At 64.2% G+C, this 16623-nt stretch carries 20 protein-coding genes; 15 read left to right on the top strand and 5 right to left on the bottom strand.

Annotated elements, in window-relative coordinates; translation table 11 throughout:
• The first annotated feature begins 6 nt into the window (after nucleotides 1-6).
• The 11 genes from QDT69_RS17775 (at nucleotide 7) to ureG (ending at nucleotide 7304) form a co-directional block, all read left to right on the top strand.
• Nucleotides 7-843 (top strand): urease accessory protein UreD, encoded by an 837-nt coding sequence (locus tag QDT69_RS17775; RefSeq protein WP_279707769.1) that lies wholly within the window; start codon nucleotides 7-9, stop codon nucleotides 841-843.
• A gap of 29 nt (nucleotides 844-872) precedes the next feature.
• On the top strand, nucleotides 873-1175 hold the full coding sequence (locus QDT69_RS17770; RefSeq protein ID WP_279707768.1) for an urease subunit gamma: 303 nt from the start codon (nucleotides 873-875) through the stop codon (nucleotides 1173-1175).
• 111 nt (nucleotides 1176-1286) lie between these two features.
• Nucleotides 1287-1592 carry an urease subunit beta gene (locus tag QDT69_RS17765; RefSeq protein ID WP_028334688.1) on the top strand — a complete coding sequence of 102 codons (306 nt, stop codon included), beginning with the start codon at nucleotides 1287-1289 and terminating at the stop codon, nucleotides 1590-1592.
• Between the two features lie 67 nt (nucleotides 1593-1659).
• Complete coding sequence (locus QDT69_RS17760) at nucleotides 1660-2115, top strand: endonuclease domain-containing protein (RefSeq protein WP_279707767.1); 456 nt, start codon at nucleotides 1660-1662, stop codon at nucleotides 2113-2115.
• A gap of 124 nt (nucleotides 2116-2239) precedes the next feature.
• A complete protein-coding gene (locus QDT69_RS17755) occupies nucleotides 2240-2779 on the top strand; it encodes an HD domain-containing protein (RefSeq protein WP_279707766.1) in 540 nt (179 codons plus the stop codon).
• Nucleotides 2780-2815: 36 nt separating this feature from the next.
• Nucleotides 2816-4531 carry an urease subunit alpha gene (gene ureC / locus QDT69_RS17750; RefSeq protein WP_279707765.1) on the top strand — a complete coding sequence of 572 codons (1716 nt, stop codon included), beginning with the start codon at nucleotides 2816-2818 and terminating at the stop codon, nucleotides 4529-4531.
• A 109-nt stretch (nucleotides 4532-4640) separates the two neighbouring features.
• Entirely contained in the window at nucleotides 4641-4940 is a 300-nt protein-coding gene (locus tag QDT69_RS17745) for a putative quinol monooxygenase (protein WP_024581875.1), read from the top strand.
• 27 nt (nucleotides 4941-4967) lie between these two features.
• Nucleotides 4968-5267, top strand: a complete 300-nt coding sequence (locus QDT69_RS17740; protein ID WP_021076828.1) for a putative quinol monooxygenase — start codon at nucleotides 4968-4970, stop codon at nucleotides 5265-5267.
• Between the two features lie 7 nt (nucleotides 5268-5274).
• Nucleotides 5275-5895, top strand: a complete 621-nt coding sequence (locus QDT69_RS17735) for an urease accessory protein UreE (protein WP_279707763.1) — start codon at nucleotides 5275-5277, stop codon at nucleotides 5893-5895.
• Complete coding sequence (locus tag QDT69_RS17730; RefSeq protein ID WP_279707762.1) at nucleotides 5876-6613, top strand: urease accessory protein UreF; 738 nt, start codon at nucleotides 5876-5878, stop codon at nucleotides 6611-6613. The genes QDT69_RS17735 and QDT69_RS17730 overlap by 20 nt, the downstream gene beginning before the upstream one ends.
• A 43-nt stretch (nucleotides 6614-6656) precedes the next feature.
• The gene (gene ureG / locus QDT69_RS17725) at nucleotides 6657-7304 is read left to right on the top strand and encodes an urease accessory protein UreG (RefSeq protein ID WP_279707761.1); all 648 of its coding nucleotides are present in this window, start codon (nucleotides 6657-6659) and stop codon (nucleotides 7302-7304) included.
• Nucleotides 7305-7479: 175 nt separating this feature from the next.
• On the opposite strand, the gene QDT69_RS17720 is transcribed toward ureG, so the two are convergent.
• Nucleotides 7480-7623: a hypothetical protein gene (locus QDT69_RS17720; RefSeq protein ID WP_279707760.1), complete on the bottom strand. Its 144-nt coding sequence runs from the start codon at nucleotides 7621-7623 to the stop codon at nucleotides 7480-7482.
• 110 nt (nucleotides 7624-7733) lie between these two features.
• On the opposite strand from QDT69_RS17720, the gene QDT69_RS17715 reads away from it, so the two are divergent.
• Complete coding sequence (locus tag QDT69_RS17715) at nucleotides 7734-9395, top strand: HWE histidine kinase domain-containing protein (RefSeq protein WP_279707759.1); 1662 nt, start codon at nucleotides 7734-7736, stop codon at nucleotides 9393-9395.
• A 176-nt stretch (nucleotides 9396-9571) separates the two neighbouring features.
• Nucleotides 9572-10600 carry a cytochrome c peroxidase gene (locus QDT69_RS17710; RefSeq protein WP_279707758.1) on the top strand — a complete coding sequence of 343 codons (1029 nt, stop codon included), beginning with the start codon at nucleotides 9572-9574 and terminating at the stop codon, nucleotides 10598-10600.
• 29 nt (nucleotides 10601-10629) lie between these two features.
• Here QDT69_RS17710 and QDT69_RS17705 read toward each other — a convergent pair whose 3' ends face one another.
• Nucleotides 10630-10791, bottom strand: a complete 162-nt coding sequence (locus tag QDT69_RS17705; protein ID WP_279707757.1) for a hypothetical protein — start codon at nucleotides 10789-10791, stop codon at nucleotides 10630-10632.
• A gap of 310 nt (nucleotides 10792-11101) precedes the next feature.
• On the opposite strand from QDT69_RS17705, the gene QDT69_RS17700 reads away from it, so the two are divergent.
• Nucleotides 11102-12085, top strand: a complete 984-nt coding sequence (locus QDT69_RS17700) for a hypothetical protein (protein WP_279707901.1) — start codon at nucleotides 11102-11104, stop codon at nucleotides 12083-12085.
• Nucleotides 12086-12106: 21 nt separating this feature from the next.
• Here QDT69_RS17700 and QDT69_RS17695 read toward each other — a convergent pair whose 3' ends face one another.
• Entirely contained in the window at nucleotides 12107-12505 is a 399-nt protein-coding gene (locus tag QDT69_RS17695; protein ID WP_279707756.1) for a methylamine utilization protein, read from the bottom strand.
• Nucleotides 12506-12691: 186 nt separating this feature from the next.
• Here QDT69_RS17695 and QDT69_RS17690 point away from each other — a divergent pair, with 186 nt between their 5' ends.
• The gene (locus tag QDT69_RS17690; RefSeq protein ID WP_279707755.1) at nucleotides 12692-15601 is read left to right on the top strand and encodes an EAL domain-containing protein; all 2910 of its coding nucleotides are present in this window, start codon (nucleotides 12692-12694) and stop codon (nucleotides 15599-15601) included.
• 122 nt (nucleotides 15602-15723) lie between these two features.
• Here the strand turns inward: QDT69_RS17690 and QDT69_RS17685 are convergent, their stop codons facing one another.
• Nucleotides 15724-16272 carry a sigma-70 family RNA polymerase sigma factor gene (locus QDT69_RS17685; protein WP_016847265.1) on the bottom strand — a complete coding sequence of 183 codons (549 nt, stop codon included), beginning with the start codon at nucleotides 16270-16272 and terminating at the stop codon, nucleotides 15724-15726.
• A complete protein-coding gene (locus QDT69_RS17680; RefSeq protein WP_018269610.1) occupies nucleotides 16272-16475 on the bottom strand; it encodes a NepR family anti-sigma factor in 204 nt (67 codons plus the stop codon). The genes QDT69_RS17685 and QDT69_RS17680 overlap by 1 nt, the downstream gene beginning before the upstream one ends.
• Nucleotides 16476-16623: the final 148 nt, after the last annotated feature.

The raw sequence follows: 16623 nt of genomic DNA, 5'->3' as shown, positions 1-16623 counted from the left end.
GGGGGAATGCGGAGCGGGATCGCAGGCGCGGCAGCGGCGACGTTTGCGGCAAACCGCGCCCAGGGCGCGGCGCGGTTCGGCGTGCATCGCAAGGACGGCGTCACCCGCCGCGGTGATCTCCATGAATCCGGCTCGCTGCGTGTCCGCTTCCCATCGCCCGAGGATGACGGCCTGTCGGCGATGTTCGTCAACACCGCCGGCGGTATTGCCGGTGGGGACCGCTTCGAGATTGCGATCGCGGCCGGCGAGGGCACCCGCCTGACGCTCACGACGGCTGCGGCCGAGAAGGTTTATCGCGCCCCCGGTCCCGCTGCGCGGCTCGACATCGCGCTGAAGGTCGCGGATGGCGCGCATCTCTCCTGGCTGCCGCAGGAGACTATCCTGTTCGACCGTGCCCGGATTCACCGCAGCTTCGACATCGACCTCGCCGATAGCGCCTCGCTTTTGCTCTGCGAGATCGTGGTGTTCGGCCGCGCCGCGATGGGCGAGACCATGCGCCATGGCGAATTCGTCGACCGGTGGCGGATGCGGCGTGGCGGCCGGCTGGTGTTTGCCGAGACCGTCAGGCTCGACGGTGAAATCGGCGAGAAGCTCGCACGGCGTGCGATCGCGGGCGGCGGCTGCGCGATCGGCACGGCGCTGATCGTGCCGGGCGACGAGGCGCTGATCGCGCGGATCCGCGAGGCGTCGGACAGCTTTGGCGGCGAAGTCGGCATCTCGGCCTGGAATGGCTTTGCAATGGCGCGCTTCTGTGCCCAAGATGCCGCCCGGTTGCGCGCCGACATGATGGCGGTGCTCGGCCGCGCCTCCATCGGCCCGCTGCCGCGGCTGTGGCTCAACTAGACCTTTCAAAGAACGATCAGAGTGCTCGCATGAATTTGTCTCCCCGCGAAAAGGACAAGCTGCTGGTTTCGATGGCGGCCATGGTGGCGCGCCGCCGGCTCGAGCGTGGCGTCAAGCTGAACCATCCCGAAGCCGTAGCGCTGATCACCGATTTCATCGTCGAGGGCGCGCGCGACGGCCGCACCGTCGCCGAGCTGATGCAGGCCGGCGCCAAGGTCCTGACCCGCGACCAGGTGATGGTTGGTATCCCGGAGATGATCCATGACATCCAGGTCGAGGCGACATTTCCCGACGGCACCAAGCTCGTCACCGTGCACGAGCCGATCCGATAGGCCACATCAGTCATTCCGGGGCCGCCGAAGGCCGAACCCGGAATCCAGAGGTTTTTGATCGAGATTCCGGGTTCAATGCTGCGCATCGCCCCGGAATGACAGGAGAGATGGATGATCCCCGGCGAACTCTTCATCAAGGACGGCGAGATCGAGCTCAATGCCGGCCGCAAGACCGTGACGCTGTCGGTCGCCAACACCGGCGACCGCCCGATTCAGGTCGGCTCGCACTATCATTTCTTCGAAACCAACCCGGCCTTGAAATTCGACCGCAAGAAAGCCCGCGGCATGCGCCTCGACATCGCCGCCGGCACCGCCGTCCGCTTCGAGCCTGGCCAGACCCGCGACGTGCAACTCGTCGCTCTCGCCGGCAAGCGCGTGATCTACGGCTTCCGCGCCGAGGTGAAGGGGAAGCTGTGATCCTTTGTGAGGTGAGCACGTCAGTCCGGCTCCCTCCCCCCTTGCGGGGGAGGGTGGGGAGAGGGGTATGCCGCACACTCAAGTGAGCGACATCCAGCGCGATCGCGCCAAGCAGCTCCGCCGCGCCATGACGCGCGCGGATACTTTGCTGTGGCGTCACCTGAAGGCTGATCGGCTGGCTGGTCTCAACTTCCGCCGTCAGGCACCGATTGGCAACTACATCGCCGATTTCGTCGCACATTCCTCTAAGCTCATTGTTGAGGTCGACGGTGAGAGCCATGATTTTGAGGAGCGTATCCGGCACGACGAGCGGCGGGATGAATGGCTCATGTCACGCGGCTTCTGTGTGCTTCGTTTCACCAACGACGACGTGTTGAAAAATCTTGAAGGAGTCGTTCTGAGCATCGCGGAAGCGGCTGAGCAAGCGGCACCCCTCTCCCTAACCCTCCCCCGCAAGGGGGGAGGGAACCCTTCCGCCGGTGCGTTCCTTACATCTGACATCGATGGTGAGGACAAACCGTGATGGAAGGTGGAAGGACAACGACGCCAAGTGAAGTGTGCACACTCGCCAGGCTCCCTCCCCCCTTGCGGGGGAGGGTTGGGGAGAGGGGTAAGCCCCGGGCGCGGACCGGAGAGGTGGCGTAATCATGCTTCCCGCGATCCGCCTCATCTCCGAAGCTGCCGATCTCGCCGCACGCCGGCACAATGGCATGGCACGCAAAGGACGGGGCAACGAGCCCTACATCAACCATCTCGCCGAGGTCGCGAACCTGCTGGCGATCGCGACCGATGGTGCAGATGCCGAACTCGTCGCGGCCGGCTGGCTGCACGACACCATCGAGGATACCGACACCACGCGCGAAGAGCTCTCGGCGAGGTTCTCTGATCGCGTGGCCTCCCTCGTCGTCGAATGCACCGATGACATGAGCTTGCCAAAGGCCGAGCGGCGGCGGCTGCAAGTCGTCGACGCGCCGAAGAAGTCGGCCGACGCCAAGCTGATCAAGATTGCCGACAAGATCAGCAATATCGGCGCGCGTATTCACTCTGATCCGACGACGGAGGAGCGCGACGACCTGGTCGACTACACCGATTGGGCCGAGCAAGTGGTCGCGGGCTGTCGTGGCGGCAATTCCTGGCTTGATACGAAGTTCGACGACGTGGTGCGAAGGGCGAGGCGCTCGCTGTGACCGCCGGTCAACAATTCAAACGCAAACGGGGCTGATATGTCCGTGAAGATCAAGCGTTCCGTCTACGCCGACATGTTCGGCCCGACCACCGGCGACAGGGTGCGGCTCGCCGACACCGACCTGATCATCGAGGTCGAGAAGGATCTCACCACCTATGGCGAGGAGGTGAAGTTCGGCGGTGGCAAGGTGATCCGCGACGGCATGGGGCAGTCGCAGGTGACCAACGCGCAGGGCGCGGCCGATACCGTGATCACCAACGCGCTGATCGTCGACCACTGGGGCATCGTGAAGGCCGACGTCGCGATCAAGGAGGGCATGATCGCCGCGATCGGCAAGGCCGGCAATCCGGACATCCAGCCCAATGTCACCATCATCATCGGCCCCGGCACCGACGTGATCGCGGGCGAAGGCAAGATCCTCACCGCCGGCGGGTTCGACAGCCACATCCATTTCATCTGCCCGCAGCAGATCGAGCACGCGCTGATGTCGGGCGTCACCTCGATGCTGGGCGGCGGCACCGGTCCGTCGCATGGCACCTTCGCCACCACCTGCACGCCCGGCCCGTGGCACATGGGGCGGATGATCCAGTCGTTCGATGCCTTCCCGGTCAACCTCGGCATTTCCGGTAAGGGCAACGCCTCGCGTCCGGCAGCGCTGGTCGAGATGATCAAGGCCGGCGCCTGCGCGCTGAAGCTGCATGAGGACTGGGGCACCACGCCATCGGCGATCGACACCTGCCTGTCGGTGGCCGACGATTACGACGTCCAGGTGATGCTGCATTCGGACACGCTGAACGAATCCGGCTTCGTCGAGGACACGGTGAAGGCGTTCAAGGGCCGCACCATCCATGCCTTCCACACCGAAGGGGCCGGCGGCGGCCACGCGCCTGACATCATCAAGATCGCAGGCCTGAAGAACGTGCTGCCGTCCTCGACCAATCCGACAAGGCCGTTCACCCGCAACACCATCGACGAGCATCTGGACATGCTGATGGTGTGCCACCACCTCGATCCGTCGATCGCCGAAGACCTCGCCTTCGCCGAAAGCCGGATCCGCAAGGAGACCATCGCGGCCGAGGATATCCTGCACGATCTCGGCGCGCTCTCGATGATGTCGTCGGATTCGCAGGCCATGGGCCGGCTTGGCGAAGTCATCATCCGCACCTGGCAGACCGCCGACAAGATGAAGAAGCAGCGCGGTTCCCTGCCGCAGGACAAGGGCAACGACAACGATAATTTCCGCGTCAAGCGTTACATCGCCAAATACACCATCAACCCGGCGATCGCGCATGGCGTGTCAAAGCTGATCGGCTCGGTCGAGAAGGGCAAGCTCGCCGACCTCGTGCTGTGGTCGCCGGCGTTCTTCGGCGTCAAGCCGGACTGCATCATCAAGGGCGGCTCGATCGTGGCGGCGCCGATGGGCGATCCCAATGCCTCGATCCCGACGCCGCAGCCGGTGCATTACCAGCCTATGTTCGCCGCCTTCGGCAAGTCGCTCACCGCGTCCTCGGTGGTGTTCACCTCGAAGGCCGCGGTCACCGGCGGCCTCGCCCGCAAGCTCGGGATCAGCAAAAAGCTCTACGCGGTGCAGAACACCCGCGGGAAAATCTCCAAGAAGAGCATGATCCACAACGATGCGACGCCGGAGATCGAGGTCGATCCGGAGACCTATGAGGTGCGCGCAGACGGCGAACTCCTGACCTGCGCGCCGGCGGAGGTGCTGCCCATGGCACAGCGCTATTTTATGTTCTAAAACCCACCCCGGTAACCAGAGCGTTTTCGAGCGGAGCGGATTTCCGGTTCGCGGAAAAAGCGCGTCAAACAAGACCCGCGCCAAAAGAGAAAACCGGGAGGAAGTTTCCGTGATTTACGTCGTTGCTACGCTGACCATCAAGCCCGAGACCCGCGCCGAATTCATCGCTGCGGCGACGGCCTGCATCAAGGAAACCCGCAAGGAGCCCGGCAACATCGCCTACGATCTGCATGAGAGCGTCACCGACCACAGCAAGATGGTGTTCGTCGAGCAGTGGGAAAACGCCGAGGCGCTGGTGCCGCATCGCACCGCCGAGCACATGAAGACGTTCGGCCGGGTCGCAGTGAAGTGCATGGCCGCGCCGCCGAAGATCGAGGTGATCACGCCCGAGAAGGTCGACGTCCGCTAAAACAACGATAAGAACGGGAGACACAGCATGATCTATGTCATCGCCACCACGCCGATGAAGCCGGAAAACAAGGACGACTTCATTCGGGGACATAAGGCCTGCATCGCCGAGACCCATAAGGAGAAGGGCTGCCTCTCCTATGAGGGCCATGTCAGCGTCAATGATCCCAATCTGTATGTGGTAGTGGAGCGCTGGGAAACCCGCGACGACCTGACCGCGCACAGCAAGGCGCCGCACATGAAGGTGTGGCGCGAATATTCTGCCGACATGAAGACCGGGCCGACGGTGATCGAGATCATCAGCGACGCCAAGGTTCAGAAGCTCTGAGGCATCGATGATCCGTGCAATCAAGGTCCTGGGACAGCATCGCTGGAAGGAAGCGGCAGCCGACACCGTCGTGCTCGATTTCGACGACCGGCACCGGCGGCGGATGGTGATATCAGGGACGCGCGGGCTCGAATTCCTGCTCGACCTCGAAAACGCCGTCGCGTTGCGCGGCGGCGATGCGCTGGTGCTGGAGGACGGCCGCCTCGTCGAGGTGGTCGCAGCTCCCGAGCCGCTCGCCGAGATCCGCGGCAGCGATCCGCATCATCTGATCCGGGTCGCCTGGCATCTCGGCAACCGCCATCTGCCGACGCAGATCATGCCGAAGGGCCTGCGCATCCGCAGGGATCACGTGATCGAGGCGATGGTGAAGGGGCTTGGGGCCCGTGTTATCGAGATCGAGGCGCCGTTCGATCCCGAGGGCGGTGCCTATGCCGAGCACGCGCACGCCGACGCGCACGCGCATGCTCACACCGGGCACGATCATGCCCACAGCCATGCGCATGATCATGGTCACCACCACGGCCATGATCATGATCACGGGCATGACCACGATCACCATCATCATGATGAGCATTGCGAGCATGCCCATCATCATCACGACCACTCCCATGCTCATGACCACAAATGAGCCCGATCCCGCCGCGTTGCGCGGCGGGATGGCGGAGGACGAGGCAGCCGCGCTGTATCGGCTGATGACGTGGCTGTCGCCGTCCTTTCCGGTGGGCGCGTTCGCCTATTCCAGCGGCATCGAATGGGCGGTCGAGGCCGGCGACATCACCGATGCCGCGACGCTGCGGGACTGGCTCGCCGCGATGCTCACTGACGGCAGCGGATTTTGCGACGCCGTGTTCCTTGCGCAAAGCCATCGCGCGGCGTCGGAGCCCAGCCACGCCGGGCTGAGGGAGATCGCCGAGCTTGCAGCGGCCTTCGTGCCGTCGCGCGAGCGGCAGCTCGAGACCACGACGCAGGGACGCGCCTTCATCGAGATCGCGCGAGCTGCCTGGAATTCGCCCGGCCTCGACGCAATGGTCGCCGCCTGCGACGGCCCGATCGTCTATCCGGTCGCGGTCGGCATCGTCAGCGCTGCGCACGGCATCCGGCTGGCGCCCTCGCTGCATGCTTTCCTGCACGCCGTGCTCTCCAACTGGATTTCCGCGGGCAGCCGGCTGATCCCGCTCGGGCAGACCGACAGCCAGCGCGTGCTGGCCGATCTCGAGCCGGTCGTTGCCGCGACCGCAGCGCGGGCCAATGCAGCCACGCTCGACGATCTCGGTAGCGCGACCTTCCGGGCGGACCTTGCGAGCCTGCGTCACGAGACGCAGTATACGCGGCTGTTCCGGTCATGATGCGCACTAGGCCGGGACGACGATAACGGAGAGAGCTTCGCACATGCCCACTTCTCACGGCCCACTCCGCGTCGGCGTCGGCGGCCCGGTCGGCTCCGGCAAGACCGCGCTGATGGATCTGCTCTGCAAGTCGATGCGCGAGCGCTACGACATCGCCGCGATCACCAACGACATCTACACCAAATGGGACGCCGAATTTCTGGTGCGCTCCGGCTCGCTGACGCCGGACCGCATCGCCGGCGTCGAGACCGGCGGCTGCCCGCACACCGCGATCCGCGAGGACGCCTCGATGAACCTCGCCGCGGTCGCCGACATGCGCGCGAAATTTCCCGACCTCGATCTGGTCCTGATCGAGTCCGGCGGCGACAATCTGGCGGCGACCTTCTCGCCGGAACTGGCTGACCTCACGATCTACGTCATCGATGTCGCCGCCGGCGACAAGATCCCCTCCAAGGGCGGCCCGGGCATCACGCGATCCGACCTCCTGGTGATCAACAAGATCGACCTCGCGCCCCATGTCGGTGCGTCGCTTGAGAAGATGGACACCGACGCCAGGCGGATGCGCGGCGAGCGGCCCTTCGTGATGACCAATCTGAAGAAGAGCGAGGGCCTCGACCGCATCATCAGCTTCATCGAGACCAAGGGTGGCCTTCGGTCGCAGGGCGAAGGCAGGGCCGCCAAGACGGTTTAACAAGGCGGGTGCCAAGACCAGATCGTCGTTAATCATTGTGGCGGCGTACCGGCTCTCTCCCCGTCACTGCGAGCGTAGCGAGCCTCGAAGGGTGTACGGCCACCAGCCGGGCCGTTCATCCTTCGAGACGCCGCTTCGCGGCTCCTCAGGATGACGGTGAGGCAGTCATTGGGACTCACTCCGCCGCAAAAAAGCTGCGCAATCGCCGGAACAAATTCCAACTTTGACGATTAGCAACCTTTGGCGCCGCCAAAGACCGCCGGGTGGCGTCGTCGTTAATGTTGCCGACCGGCTCCTGTTGCGTACCGATGATCGCCATTCCATATTGCATTGCGGCTGGCGTTCATCGCTCCCTGATTTGTCGCCGCCCCCGCAGAAACCAGATGCCTTCAGTCCCCTTTCGCCACCCCCTGATTGCCGAGTAAGCGTGTGGTTCGACTGGGCTTCATCGTTGCGTTGATTGCACTGATCGGAGTTCTGCTCTCCGGTCTTGCCGCCTATCGGGTGCACGATCAGGAGCTCGCGATCGACGGCATCGCGTTGGCGCGGGCGATCGACGTCCATGCCAGCCTGGTGCAGGACCGTCTGACCGAGCGCGAGCTGCTGGCGCGGGTGGCATCGGGTCTGTTCAAGACGCCCTCGATGGTGAAGGCCAACATGCTGCAGCCGCTGCGCTCGGCGATCTATGCCTTCAAGACCGATTTCGTCGTCGCTGCCTGGATCGCGCGGCTCAAGCCGAACGAGCTGAGTGCAGCGGAGGCCGAGCTGAAGGCCAACGGCTTCACCAATCCAACCATCCGGGATTTCGACGACCAGGCGCTCGACCTCAAGGCGCTCGACAAGCCGATCAACGTGCTGATGGACGTCGAGCCGCGCAATCCGGAGACCCTGAGCATCCCGGGCCGCGCCTTCGACCGTCACTCGGTGGTCGGTCCGATGCTGGCGCGGGCGATGGCCAACGCCAAGCCGGTGGCCTCGGACCCGGTGCCGCTGCTGCGGCTGAACGGCCCGGTCGGCGTCGTGCTCGCCGCGCCGGTGTTCCAGGAGGGCGCCTCCGAGCCGGCCGGCTTCATCACTTTCTCGTATGAATTGTCGGCGCTGATGCTGACCAACGACGATTCCTCGCTGTTCGCGGTGGCGCTGAAGGATCCTCGCGATTCCAACGACGAGTTCACCGCCAACGAGCAGGGCATCGTCACCTCGCGCGCGGTGCGCCAGGACGGCCCGTCGCCGTCGATGGTCCGCACGGTGACGTTCGGCGGCCGTGACTGGTCGCTCGACTATTACGCCAAGAGCAACGCGACGGTGCGGGCGCAGCAGACCGCGACCATCGTCGCGGCGATCGGCCTCGCGCTGACCGGCATCGTCTGCGGCCTGTTCGGCTACGTCGCCTACAACAATTTGCGCCTCAGCCGCGAGATCGAGGTCCGGATCGGCTTCGAGCGCCGGCTGACTGCCGTGATCGACGAGCTCAACCATCGGGTCAAGAACATCCTCGCGGTGATCCAGTCGATCGTGACCCGCACGCTGCGGCACGGCGCCGATATCGATGTCGCGCGCGAACTTCTGATCGGGCGCATCCACGCGATGTCGAATGTCGTCACGCTGCTGAGCGAGAGCCAGTGGCAGGGCGTCAAGCTGAAGGGCCTGTTCGAATCGCGCGCGATTCCGCATGCCGACCGGATCGCGGTGAACGGCCCTGACATCACCGTCAGCGCCCGCGCCGCGCAATCGCTATCGCTGCTGTTCTTCGAGCTCGCCTCGCACTCCGATGAAGGGCTGTCGCTGGTCGGCAAGCATCCGCACATCGTCGCCAATTGGGAAGTGGTCGGCGAGGATGCCGACGCGGTCTTCCATTTCCGCTGGGAGGAGTTCAACACCAGCCAGGCGACGCGGCGGGCCGACAGTGATTTCGGCCTGATCCTGCTCGACCGTGTCGCGCCGGAGGCGCTCGGCGGCACCGCGAAGCGCTACTTCACCGACGTCTCCTATGTTTACGAGCTGACCGCGCCGATGGATACCGTGGTCGACATGACCGAGCGCGACCGCACCGAGCAGTTCTCCGCGCCGGTCCGTCCGGCGAAGAAATAGCCGCGCGCGGCCGCTACAGGTTGTGCGGCTCTATCGCTGCGCGGATTGATCGTATTCACGATGATGGGAATACGCCGGGACCGACACCGGCATCCGTAATATCCCGCAACCGAGCGTTAAAACTTCGTTGAACATGCTTGGGCATATACCGAGCAGGATACCGCTTGAGGACCCCGATGAGGCTTTGGGTCAGCCTGACCTTGCTCGCGGCAGTTTTGCCGGTAGGGCTGTCGCTTGCCTTCACCCCGGCGACGGCGCCGAAGGACCCTGCCGCAACCCGTGCCAGCTATCGCCGGCCGGACGTCGTCCCCTTCCCGAGCAGCAATCCCTATTCGGAGGCGAAGTCCGCACTCGGCCAGATGCTGTTCTTCGATCCGCTGCTGTCGCGGTCGAAGACGCACGCCTGCGCGAGCTGCCACAAGCCGAGCCTGTCATGGGCCGACGGCCTTCCGCGCGCCATCGGCGAGGACCCGAAGGGCCTGCCGATCCGCTCGCCGACGCTGATCGACGTGGCCTTCTTCGAGCCGCTGGGATGGGACGGCAAGTTCAAAGATCTCGAATCCGTTGCGTTCGGGCCGATCCTCAGTCCGATGAACCTCAACATGACCGAGGCGGATTTGATCGCGCGGCTCTCGGCGATCCCAGGCTATGTCGATGCATTCGCCCACGCGTTCGGAGACGGCGCGATCACGCGGCCGAGGATCGAGCAGTCGCTGGCGACCTTCGAGCGCTCCATCGTTGCCGGCGAGGCGCCGTTCGACCGCTGGATCAAGGGCGACGAGAACGCGATCAGCGCATCGGCCAAGCAGGGCTTCGAGCTCTTCAACGGCAAGGGACGGTGTTCGTCCTGCCACAGCGGCCCGTCCTTCTCCGACGGATCCTTCCAGGATATCGGCACCGCCAAGGGCCACGACATCGGGCGCGGCCGCTTCTTTCCGACGTCGGCGAAGCTGAAATACGCGTTCAAGACCCCGACATTGCGCGACGTCGCACGCCGTGCGCCCTACATGCACGACGGATCGGTCGCAACGCTGGAAGATGTCATCGAGCTGTACAACAAGGGCGGGATCGAGCGGCCGAGCCGGTCGCCTGACATCAGGCCGTTGTCTCTGACCGCAGGCGACAAGAAGGATCTGATCGCCTTCCTGCAAACCCTCACCGCCACCGCCCCGCCGGTGGCGGGGGTCCCCAAACTGCCGCGCTGACCGCCGCAGAGGGTTTAGAACGGGCCTCGTCAGGCCAGGTGCGGCAGTGCGGCCCCCAGGAGGCCGAGCCCGACGATCAGGAATGCGCCTGCGCAGGTCTCCAGCGTCGCCGCGTGCGCCGCGGATGGTTCGGTCAGGTAGGCGAGGGCCGACCCCACCCCGATACTCACGACACTCAACGCTCCGAACATCTAACCGGCCTCCCGATCCGATTTGTCCGGGTTTCACTACGACAGTTGAATTGAGCCCCCGTGCCGGAATTAGCTAAAATTCGATGGAACCGGCTGAAAAGACTGCACTGAGGGACGGGTCGGAGCCTGCCTGCCGCAATTAACCACAATGCAACCAGCGGGTGTCACGGGGAGGCGCAAAGCCTAAAATTTGATATAAGTTAAACAAGTCCTTAAGTGTGTGTGGGCGGTTGGTTCAATGTTTAGTGGGCAGGAGCGAAATGCCGGCTCGGCTGTGCGCTCCTATTTCGCCACGTGCTTTGCAGCGGTTCTGTTTTGCGTCACAGCCGCGCGCAGTGCCGAGGCACATGTCAAATGGTTCTGCGCCTACGATGTTGCCGGTCAGCCCCGGGGACTCGAGAACGTCCTTTGCCTCGACTTTGAACTGCTGCTCGGCGTCGCTGTCTTCTGGCTGTTCGCGGGCTGCCTGATCGAGCCCACATCGCTGGGTGATGCGACGATCCGGGTGCTGGACCGCATCACTGAGCCATTGCGGCTGCGCACCGAATTGATGATGCGCGCGGTTGCCGCGTTCTTTTTCATCTCGATCTGGGCGGTCGGGGGGATCCTGCTGACACCCGAGTTGAAGACGACGTCACACTTGGTCGGCGCGTTGCAACTCGGCATCGCCGCCGGCATGCTGTCGCGGCGCACGCTGCCATTGTCGGCCGCGGGGATGGCGATCCTGTTCGGGATCGGTGTCCGCGACTACGGCGTCTTCCATCTCGCCGATTACCCGATTTTTCTCGGCGTTGCCGCCTATTTTGCGCTTATCGGGCTGAACAAGGACCTGTTCGGCATCCGGCCGATCGACGTGATGCGGTACGCCGCGGCGGTGACGTTGATGTGGGCCTCGATCGAGAAATGGGCCTATCCGGAGTGGAGCTTCCCGCTGCTGATCGAGCATGCCTCGATGACTCTCGGCTTCGACAACGAGTTCTACATGCGCGCCGCCGGCATGGTGGAATTCACGCTCGCCTTCGCCTTGATCTGGACGCCGTTGATCCGGCGCTGCGCTGCGACGGTGCTGACGGGGATGTTCATCAGCGCATGCTTCGAATTCGGCAAGATCGACACCATCGGGCACTCGGCGATCATCGCGGTCCTGCTTGCGATCGTCGCCGACAACAAGGTGTTGCCGCGCGATCGTCGCGCCCCGTGGCTTGCTCCGGTCGCGCTCTGTGCCGCGCTGTCGCTGACGTTGTTTGTCTACTATATCGGCCACGCCGCGCTCTTCAAGACCTCGGTCCTGTAGATCGTCGTTGCCTCAAATGGCCTATTTGGCGACGTGGACGGCGAGCTTCATCTTGGGGTGAATGCCGCACAGCACGGTGTAGTCGCCGGCCACGGAGAAGGTGACGTCGAACTTGCTGCCCGGCTGCTGGTCGCCCGAGTCGAAGCTGAAGGTATCGCTGCTCAAATAAGCGTGATGCAGCAGCTCGCCGTCATCGTTAATGAACCGTAAAGCCTCGCCGCGCTTGATCGAGATCTCGGCGGGCTTGAATTCGCGATCTTTCTGCGAAATGACATAAGGGCCTGCGCCCAAAGCTGCTCCGGCTAGCGCTCCGCTGATGATCGCCGCCGCAAATGGCACGCGGCCGAACCGGCCCAGGCGCACAGCGCGCAACAAGGCTGACTGCATAAGACCCCCGCTTGAACCTCGAATGCCCGACATCGGCACCTCCAGGGTGCAAGTGGCGCCCCCGGATTTCCTGTAACGGTGATTATCGCCAGCTGATCTTAACGATTTCAGCATGAGTTCCAGTCACTACTAAGGCAATTTTGAGCAGACAGTCATTTTTCCGCAGCGCTGCGCGTTTCTGCGTAGCTTGAACATCGAGCACTACGGCGAAACGCGGGTATGGATAGCCTATTAGGCAACGTCAAGACGAAGACCGGTGCAGCCATTCGGTTCGCGACCGGCCACCTGTCGCGTCTTGCCCTGACCACGGGTTCGATCCGCACCCAGATCCTGATTTTCTGCCTCGCGATGAGTGCCGTTGCCGTCGCGCTCGGCGGATACTCCATCCTCGGCATCCGCCATGCCGGCGACCTGGTGGCCAAGACGTTCGACGAATCCCTGATGTCGATCAATTACGCCCGCGCCGCCGGGGCGGACTTCGCCTCGATGCGGGTCGCGTCGTCGCAGCGCCTCCTGACCACCGATCCGGAGATCCGTGCCAGCCTCGACAGCCAGATCGAGAAGCTCGCCAAGACGCTCTCGGAGGATCTGACGATCGCCGCCGACCGGTCGCAGTCCACGCGGGCTGCGCAAGCCGCGGCAAAGGTTCAGGAAGCCGCCGACGCCTGGATGGCGCTGCATCGCCGCGCGATCGGATCGTCCGTGGAGGAAAATCCGGCGGTCGATCCGCGCGCATCGAGCACCACGGTCGGCGATGTCGATCGCTACTCCAAGATCGTCAGCCAGCAGGTTGAGCTATTGGTCAACTATACGGCCGGCGACGGCTTTCTGTTCCGGCAAAAGGCGCTCTCGACGATCAAGCGAGACCTGCAGCTCAACGTCGCCGGGCTGACGGTTGCGCTGTTCCTGTCGGCGCTGTTCTCGTGGTTGCTGGCGCGCCGCATCATCGGCCCCGTCGCCATTGCCTCGCGGGCCGCGCGCAGCATCGCCGGCGGCGACCTCGACGCGACCGTCCCCAAGGGCGGTACCGACGAGCTGGGCACGCTGCTGACGGCGATGGAAACCATGCGCGACAACATCAGGCGGATGGTCGATCAGGAAGTGTCGCAACGCCGCTCCGCGCAGGCGCGGCTGTCCGATGCGCTCGAAACGTCGCGCGAAGGCGTCGTGCTGCTCGATGCGGACGGCCAGATCGCGCTGGCCAACTCGCGGGCAAGCGAATTCATCCGCCTCTCGCCGCAGCTTCTGCAGTCGGATCGGCTCGATGCCCCGAGCCTGGCGCCGGCCGATGGTGACATCGATGGATTTGCCAGCGAGGCGCAGCTTTCGGACGGACGCTGGCTGCGCGTCAGCCGCAGCGAGACTCAGGGGGGCGGCGTCGTCCTGGTCTACAGCGATATCTCCGCGCTGAAGCAGCAGAAGGCGGAGCTGCATGAGACCAATCTGCGGCTCGATGCGGCGCTCACGCACATGTCGCAAGGGCTGTGCCTCTACAACAGCGAGGCGCGGCTGCAGGTCGCGAACCGCCGGTTCTGCGAGATCTTCGATATTTCGCCGGAGCTCGTCGTTCCCGGAATGACCATGGAAGACGTGCTCGGCCTCAGCGTCGCCGCCGGCAATCATGGCGAGCGGACCGTCGCCGACCTGCTGATGGAACGCGAGCGATCGATGGCCCAGCACGAGGGCAACTATCTGCAGCATCTCAGCGATGGACGGATCATCGCCATCGCGCAGCGGCCGACAACCGACGGCGGCTGGCTGGTCACCTGCGAGGATGTCACCGAACAGCAGCGCGCCGAGTCGCAGATCGCGTTCATGGCGCGGCACGATGCCCTGACCAAGCTGCCGAACCGCACGCTGCTCGCCGAACGGATCGAGCTTGCGGTCGCTCAGGTCGGCCGCGGATCCGGCTTTGCGGTGTTCTGCCTCGATCTCGATAATTTCAAGCAGGTCAACGACACGCTCGGGCATCCGGTCGGCGATGAACTGCTGTGTGCGGTCGCGGACCGGCTCAACGCTTGCGTCCGCGAGGTCGACACTGTTGCGCGTTTGGGCGGCGACGAGTTTGCGGTCATCCAGTGTGGCGTCCAGGGCGGCGAGGAGGCCGAACGCCTGGCTCGCCGCATCGTGGAATGCGTCGGTGCGCCCTACGAACTGAACGGGCATCGTGTCGTGGTCGGCTGCAGCGTCGGCATCTCGATGTCGCCGGGCGACGGCACCACCGGCGAGAAGCTGCTGAAGAATGCCGACGTCGCTCTGTACCGCGCCAAGATGGAGGGCCGGGGCACCTGGCGCTTCTTCGAGCCTGCGATGGACGCCAGCCTGCAGCGGCGGCGGGCGATCGAGCTCGACCTTCGCGAGGCGATGGTCAAGGACGAGTTTTCGCTGTTCTACCAGCCGCTCTACGATCTCCATCTCGACCGCATCTGCGGCTTCGAGGCGCTGCTGCGTTGGCATCACCCGAAGCGCGGATTGGTGCCGCCGGACCAGTTCATCCCGATCGCGGAGGAGATCGGCCTGATCGGTCCACTCGGCGAATGGGTGCTCGACCGCGCCTGCGAACAGGCCGTCACCTGGCCGAGCGAGATGAAGCTCGCGGTCAACGTCTCCGCGGTGCAGTTTCGCGATCCCAACTTCATCGACGTCGTCGTCAATGCGCTGGCGGCGTCAAAATTGTCGCCGCGCCGGCTGGAGCTCGAGATCACCGAATCCGTCTTCCTTGCGAACAGCACCGAGACGCTTGCAACGCTGCACAAGCTGAAAGCGCAGGGCGTGCGGATCGCGCTCGACGATTTCGGCACCGGCTATTCGTCGCTGAGCTATCTGCGCAGTTTTCCGTTCGACAAGCTCAAGATCGACAAATCCTTCGTGCGCGACGCGACCGCGACGCATGGATCGAAATCGATCGTGCGCGCCGTCATCAGCCTTGGCAGAAGTCTTGGCATGACCACGATCGCCGAAGGCATCGAGACCGTCGAGCAGCTCGACCACATGCGCGCCGAGGGCTGCAACGAGGCCCAGGGCTTCCTGTTCAGTCATCCGGTCCCGGTGACCGAGATCGCGGCCAAGATCCTCGAATTGAGGAACGGCTTCAAGCCGGCCGCGGTCAAGCAGGCGATGGCGGGCTAGACCCAAGCATCATGCGGCGTCTACGTACGCCGGTCGCGTGAACGTGACCTGTCCTTCCGAAAGCAAAAGAGGCGGCCCACCAGAGGGCCGCCTCTTCTGTATTCAGTGACGCTCGCGCCCGGCTATCCGCCATTGCCGCCGATCACGGCGCGCACCGTGTTGTCGGGGCCGAAATCCTCGGCGCTGTCGACATAGAGCAGCGCGGAAAGCTTCGAGCGGGCGCGGTTGACGCGGCTCTTGATGGTGCCGACCGCACAGCCGCAGATCGCTGCGGCATCCTCGTAGGAGAAGCCGGAGGCACCCACCAGGATCAACGCTTCACGCTGGTCCTGCGGCAGCTTTTCGAGCGCCGCACGGAATTCCTCGAACTCCAGATGCGCGGCTTGCGACGGCTGGCTCTTCAGCGTCTTGGCATAGTTGCCCTCGGCGTCCTCGACCTCGCGCCGCCGCTTCCGGTAGTCGGAGCGAAACAGGTTGCGCAGGATGGTGAACAACCACGCGGGAAGGTTGGAGCCGGGCTGGAACGAGTCGATGTTGGCGATCGCCCGCAGCAGGGTCTCCTGCACCAGATCGTCGGCGCGGTCACCATTACCGGACAGCGAGATCGCGAACGCGCGCAGGCTCGGGACCGACGCCAGGATGTCGTCGCGAAGTTCATTCGTGAGAGGCATTAGTCCCCTCCATTGTTCTTGTCGGTATCGCCCCCGGCCACGGCCGCCGCGGCCGCCTCGGGCCCGTCGAGTTTGCGGATCAGCTCCGCAAAGCGGTCGGGCACCCCCTGCCGCACCACATCGTCGTACATGGCGCGCAGCTGGTGGCCGATTCTCGATTGAATCTCGGCGTTGAGACCGCCCTGCTTCTTTACTTCCTTCATGATCTGATCCACGCTTCCCCGGGAGTTAAGTCTCTGATTTCCAAGATGTTTCCTCGAAAAAAGAGGCTGGCCGCGTTGCCTCGTCGGTCAGGAGCTAATGCAAAGTTGCGCAGAAAGTTCCGGAAGGCTGGAACTATTTCGTGGAACT

It is taken from the genome of Bradyrhizobium sp. CER78 (assembly GCF_029846235.1).
Taxonomy (GTDB): domain Bacteria; phylum Pseudomonadota; class Alphaproteobacteria; order Rhizobiales; family Xanthobacteraceae; genus Bradyrhizobium.
This window is presented reverse-complemented; position numbering and strand designations above follow the sequence as displayed.

Bases quoted from the DNA above. Each gene is read 5' to 3' on its own strand.
- QDT69_RS17705 (WP_279707757.1), bottom strand. From the start codon at position 10,791: ATGTTCGGAGCGTTGAGTGTCGTGAGTATCGGGGTGGGGTCGGCCCTC.
- QDT69_RS17775 (WP_279707769.1), top strand. From the start codon at position 7: ATGCGGAGCGGGATCGCAGGCGCGGCAGCGGCGACGTTTGCGGCAAAC.
- QDT69_RS17740 (WP_021076828.1), top strand. From the start codon at position 4,968: ATGATCTATGTCATCGCCACCACGCCGATGAAGCCGGAAAACAAGGAC.
- QDT69_RS17760 (WP_279707767.1), top strand. From the start codon at position 1,660: ATGCCGCACACTCAAGTGAGCGACATCCAGCGCGATCGCGCCAAGCAG.
- QDT69_RS17755 (WP_279707766.1), top strand. From the start codon at position 2,240: ATGCTTCCCGCGATCCGCCTCATCTCCGAAGCTGCCGATCTCGCCGCA.
- QDT69_RS17770 (WP_279707768.1), top strand. From the start codon at position 873: ATGAATTTGTCTCCCCGCGAAAAGGACAAGCTGCTGGTTTCGATGGCG.
- QDT69_RS17730 (WP_279707762.1), top strand. From the start codon at position 5,876: ATGCTCATGACCACAAATGAGCCCGATCCCGCCGCGTTGCGCGGCGGG.
- QDT69_RS17690 (WP_279707755.1), top strand. From the start codon at position 12,692: ATGGATAGCCTATTAGGCAACGTCAAGACGAAGACCGGTGCAGCCATT.
- QDT69_RS17685 (WP_016847265.1), bottom strand. From the start codon at position 16,272: ATGCCTCTCACGAATGAACTTCGCGACGACATCCTGGCGTCGGTCCCG.
- ureG (WP_279707761.1), top strand. From the start codon at position 6,657: ATGCCCACTTCTCACGGCCCACTCCGCGTCGGCGTCGGCGGCCCGGTC.
- QDT69_RS17735 (WP_279707763.1), top strand. From the start codon at position 5,275: ATGATCCGTGCAATCAAGGTCCTGGGACAGCATCGCTGGAAGGAAGCG.
- ureC (WP_279707765.1), top strand. From the start codon at position 2,816: ATGTCCGTGAAGATCAAGCGTTCCGTCTACGCCGACATGTTCGGCCCG.
- QDT69_RS17710 (WP_279707758.1), top strand. From the start codon at position 9,572: ATGAGGCTTTGGGTCAGCCTGACCTTGCTCGCGGCAGTTTTGCCGGTA.
- QDT69_RS17695 (WP_279707756.1), bottom strand. From the start codon at position 12,505: ATGTCGGGCATTCGAGGTTCAAGCGGGGGTCTTATGCAGTCAGCCTTG.
- QDT69_RS17680 (WP_018269610.1), bottom strand. From the start codon at position 16,475: ATGAAGGAAGTAAAGAAGCAGGGCGGTCTCAACGCCGAGATTCAATCG.
- QDT69_RS17720 (WP_279707760.1), bottom strand. From the start codon at position 7,623: ATGGCGATCATCGGTACGCAACAGGAGCCGGTCGGCAACATTAACGAC.
- QDT69_RS17765 (WP_028334688.1), top strand. From the start codon at position 1,287: ATGATCCCCGGCGAACTCTTCATCAAGGACGGCGAGATCGAGCTCAAT.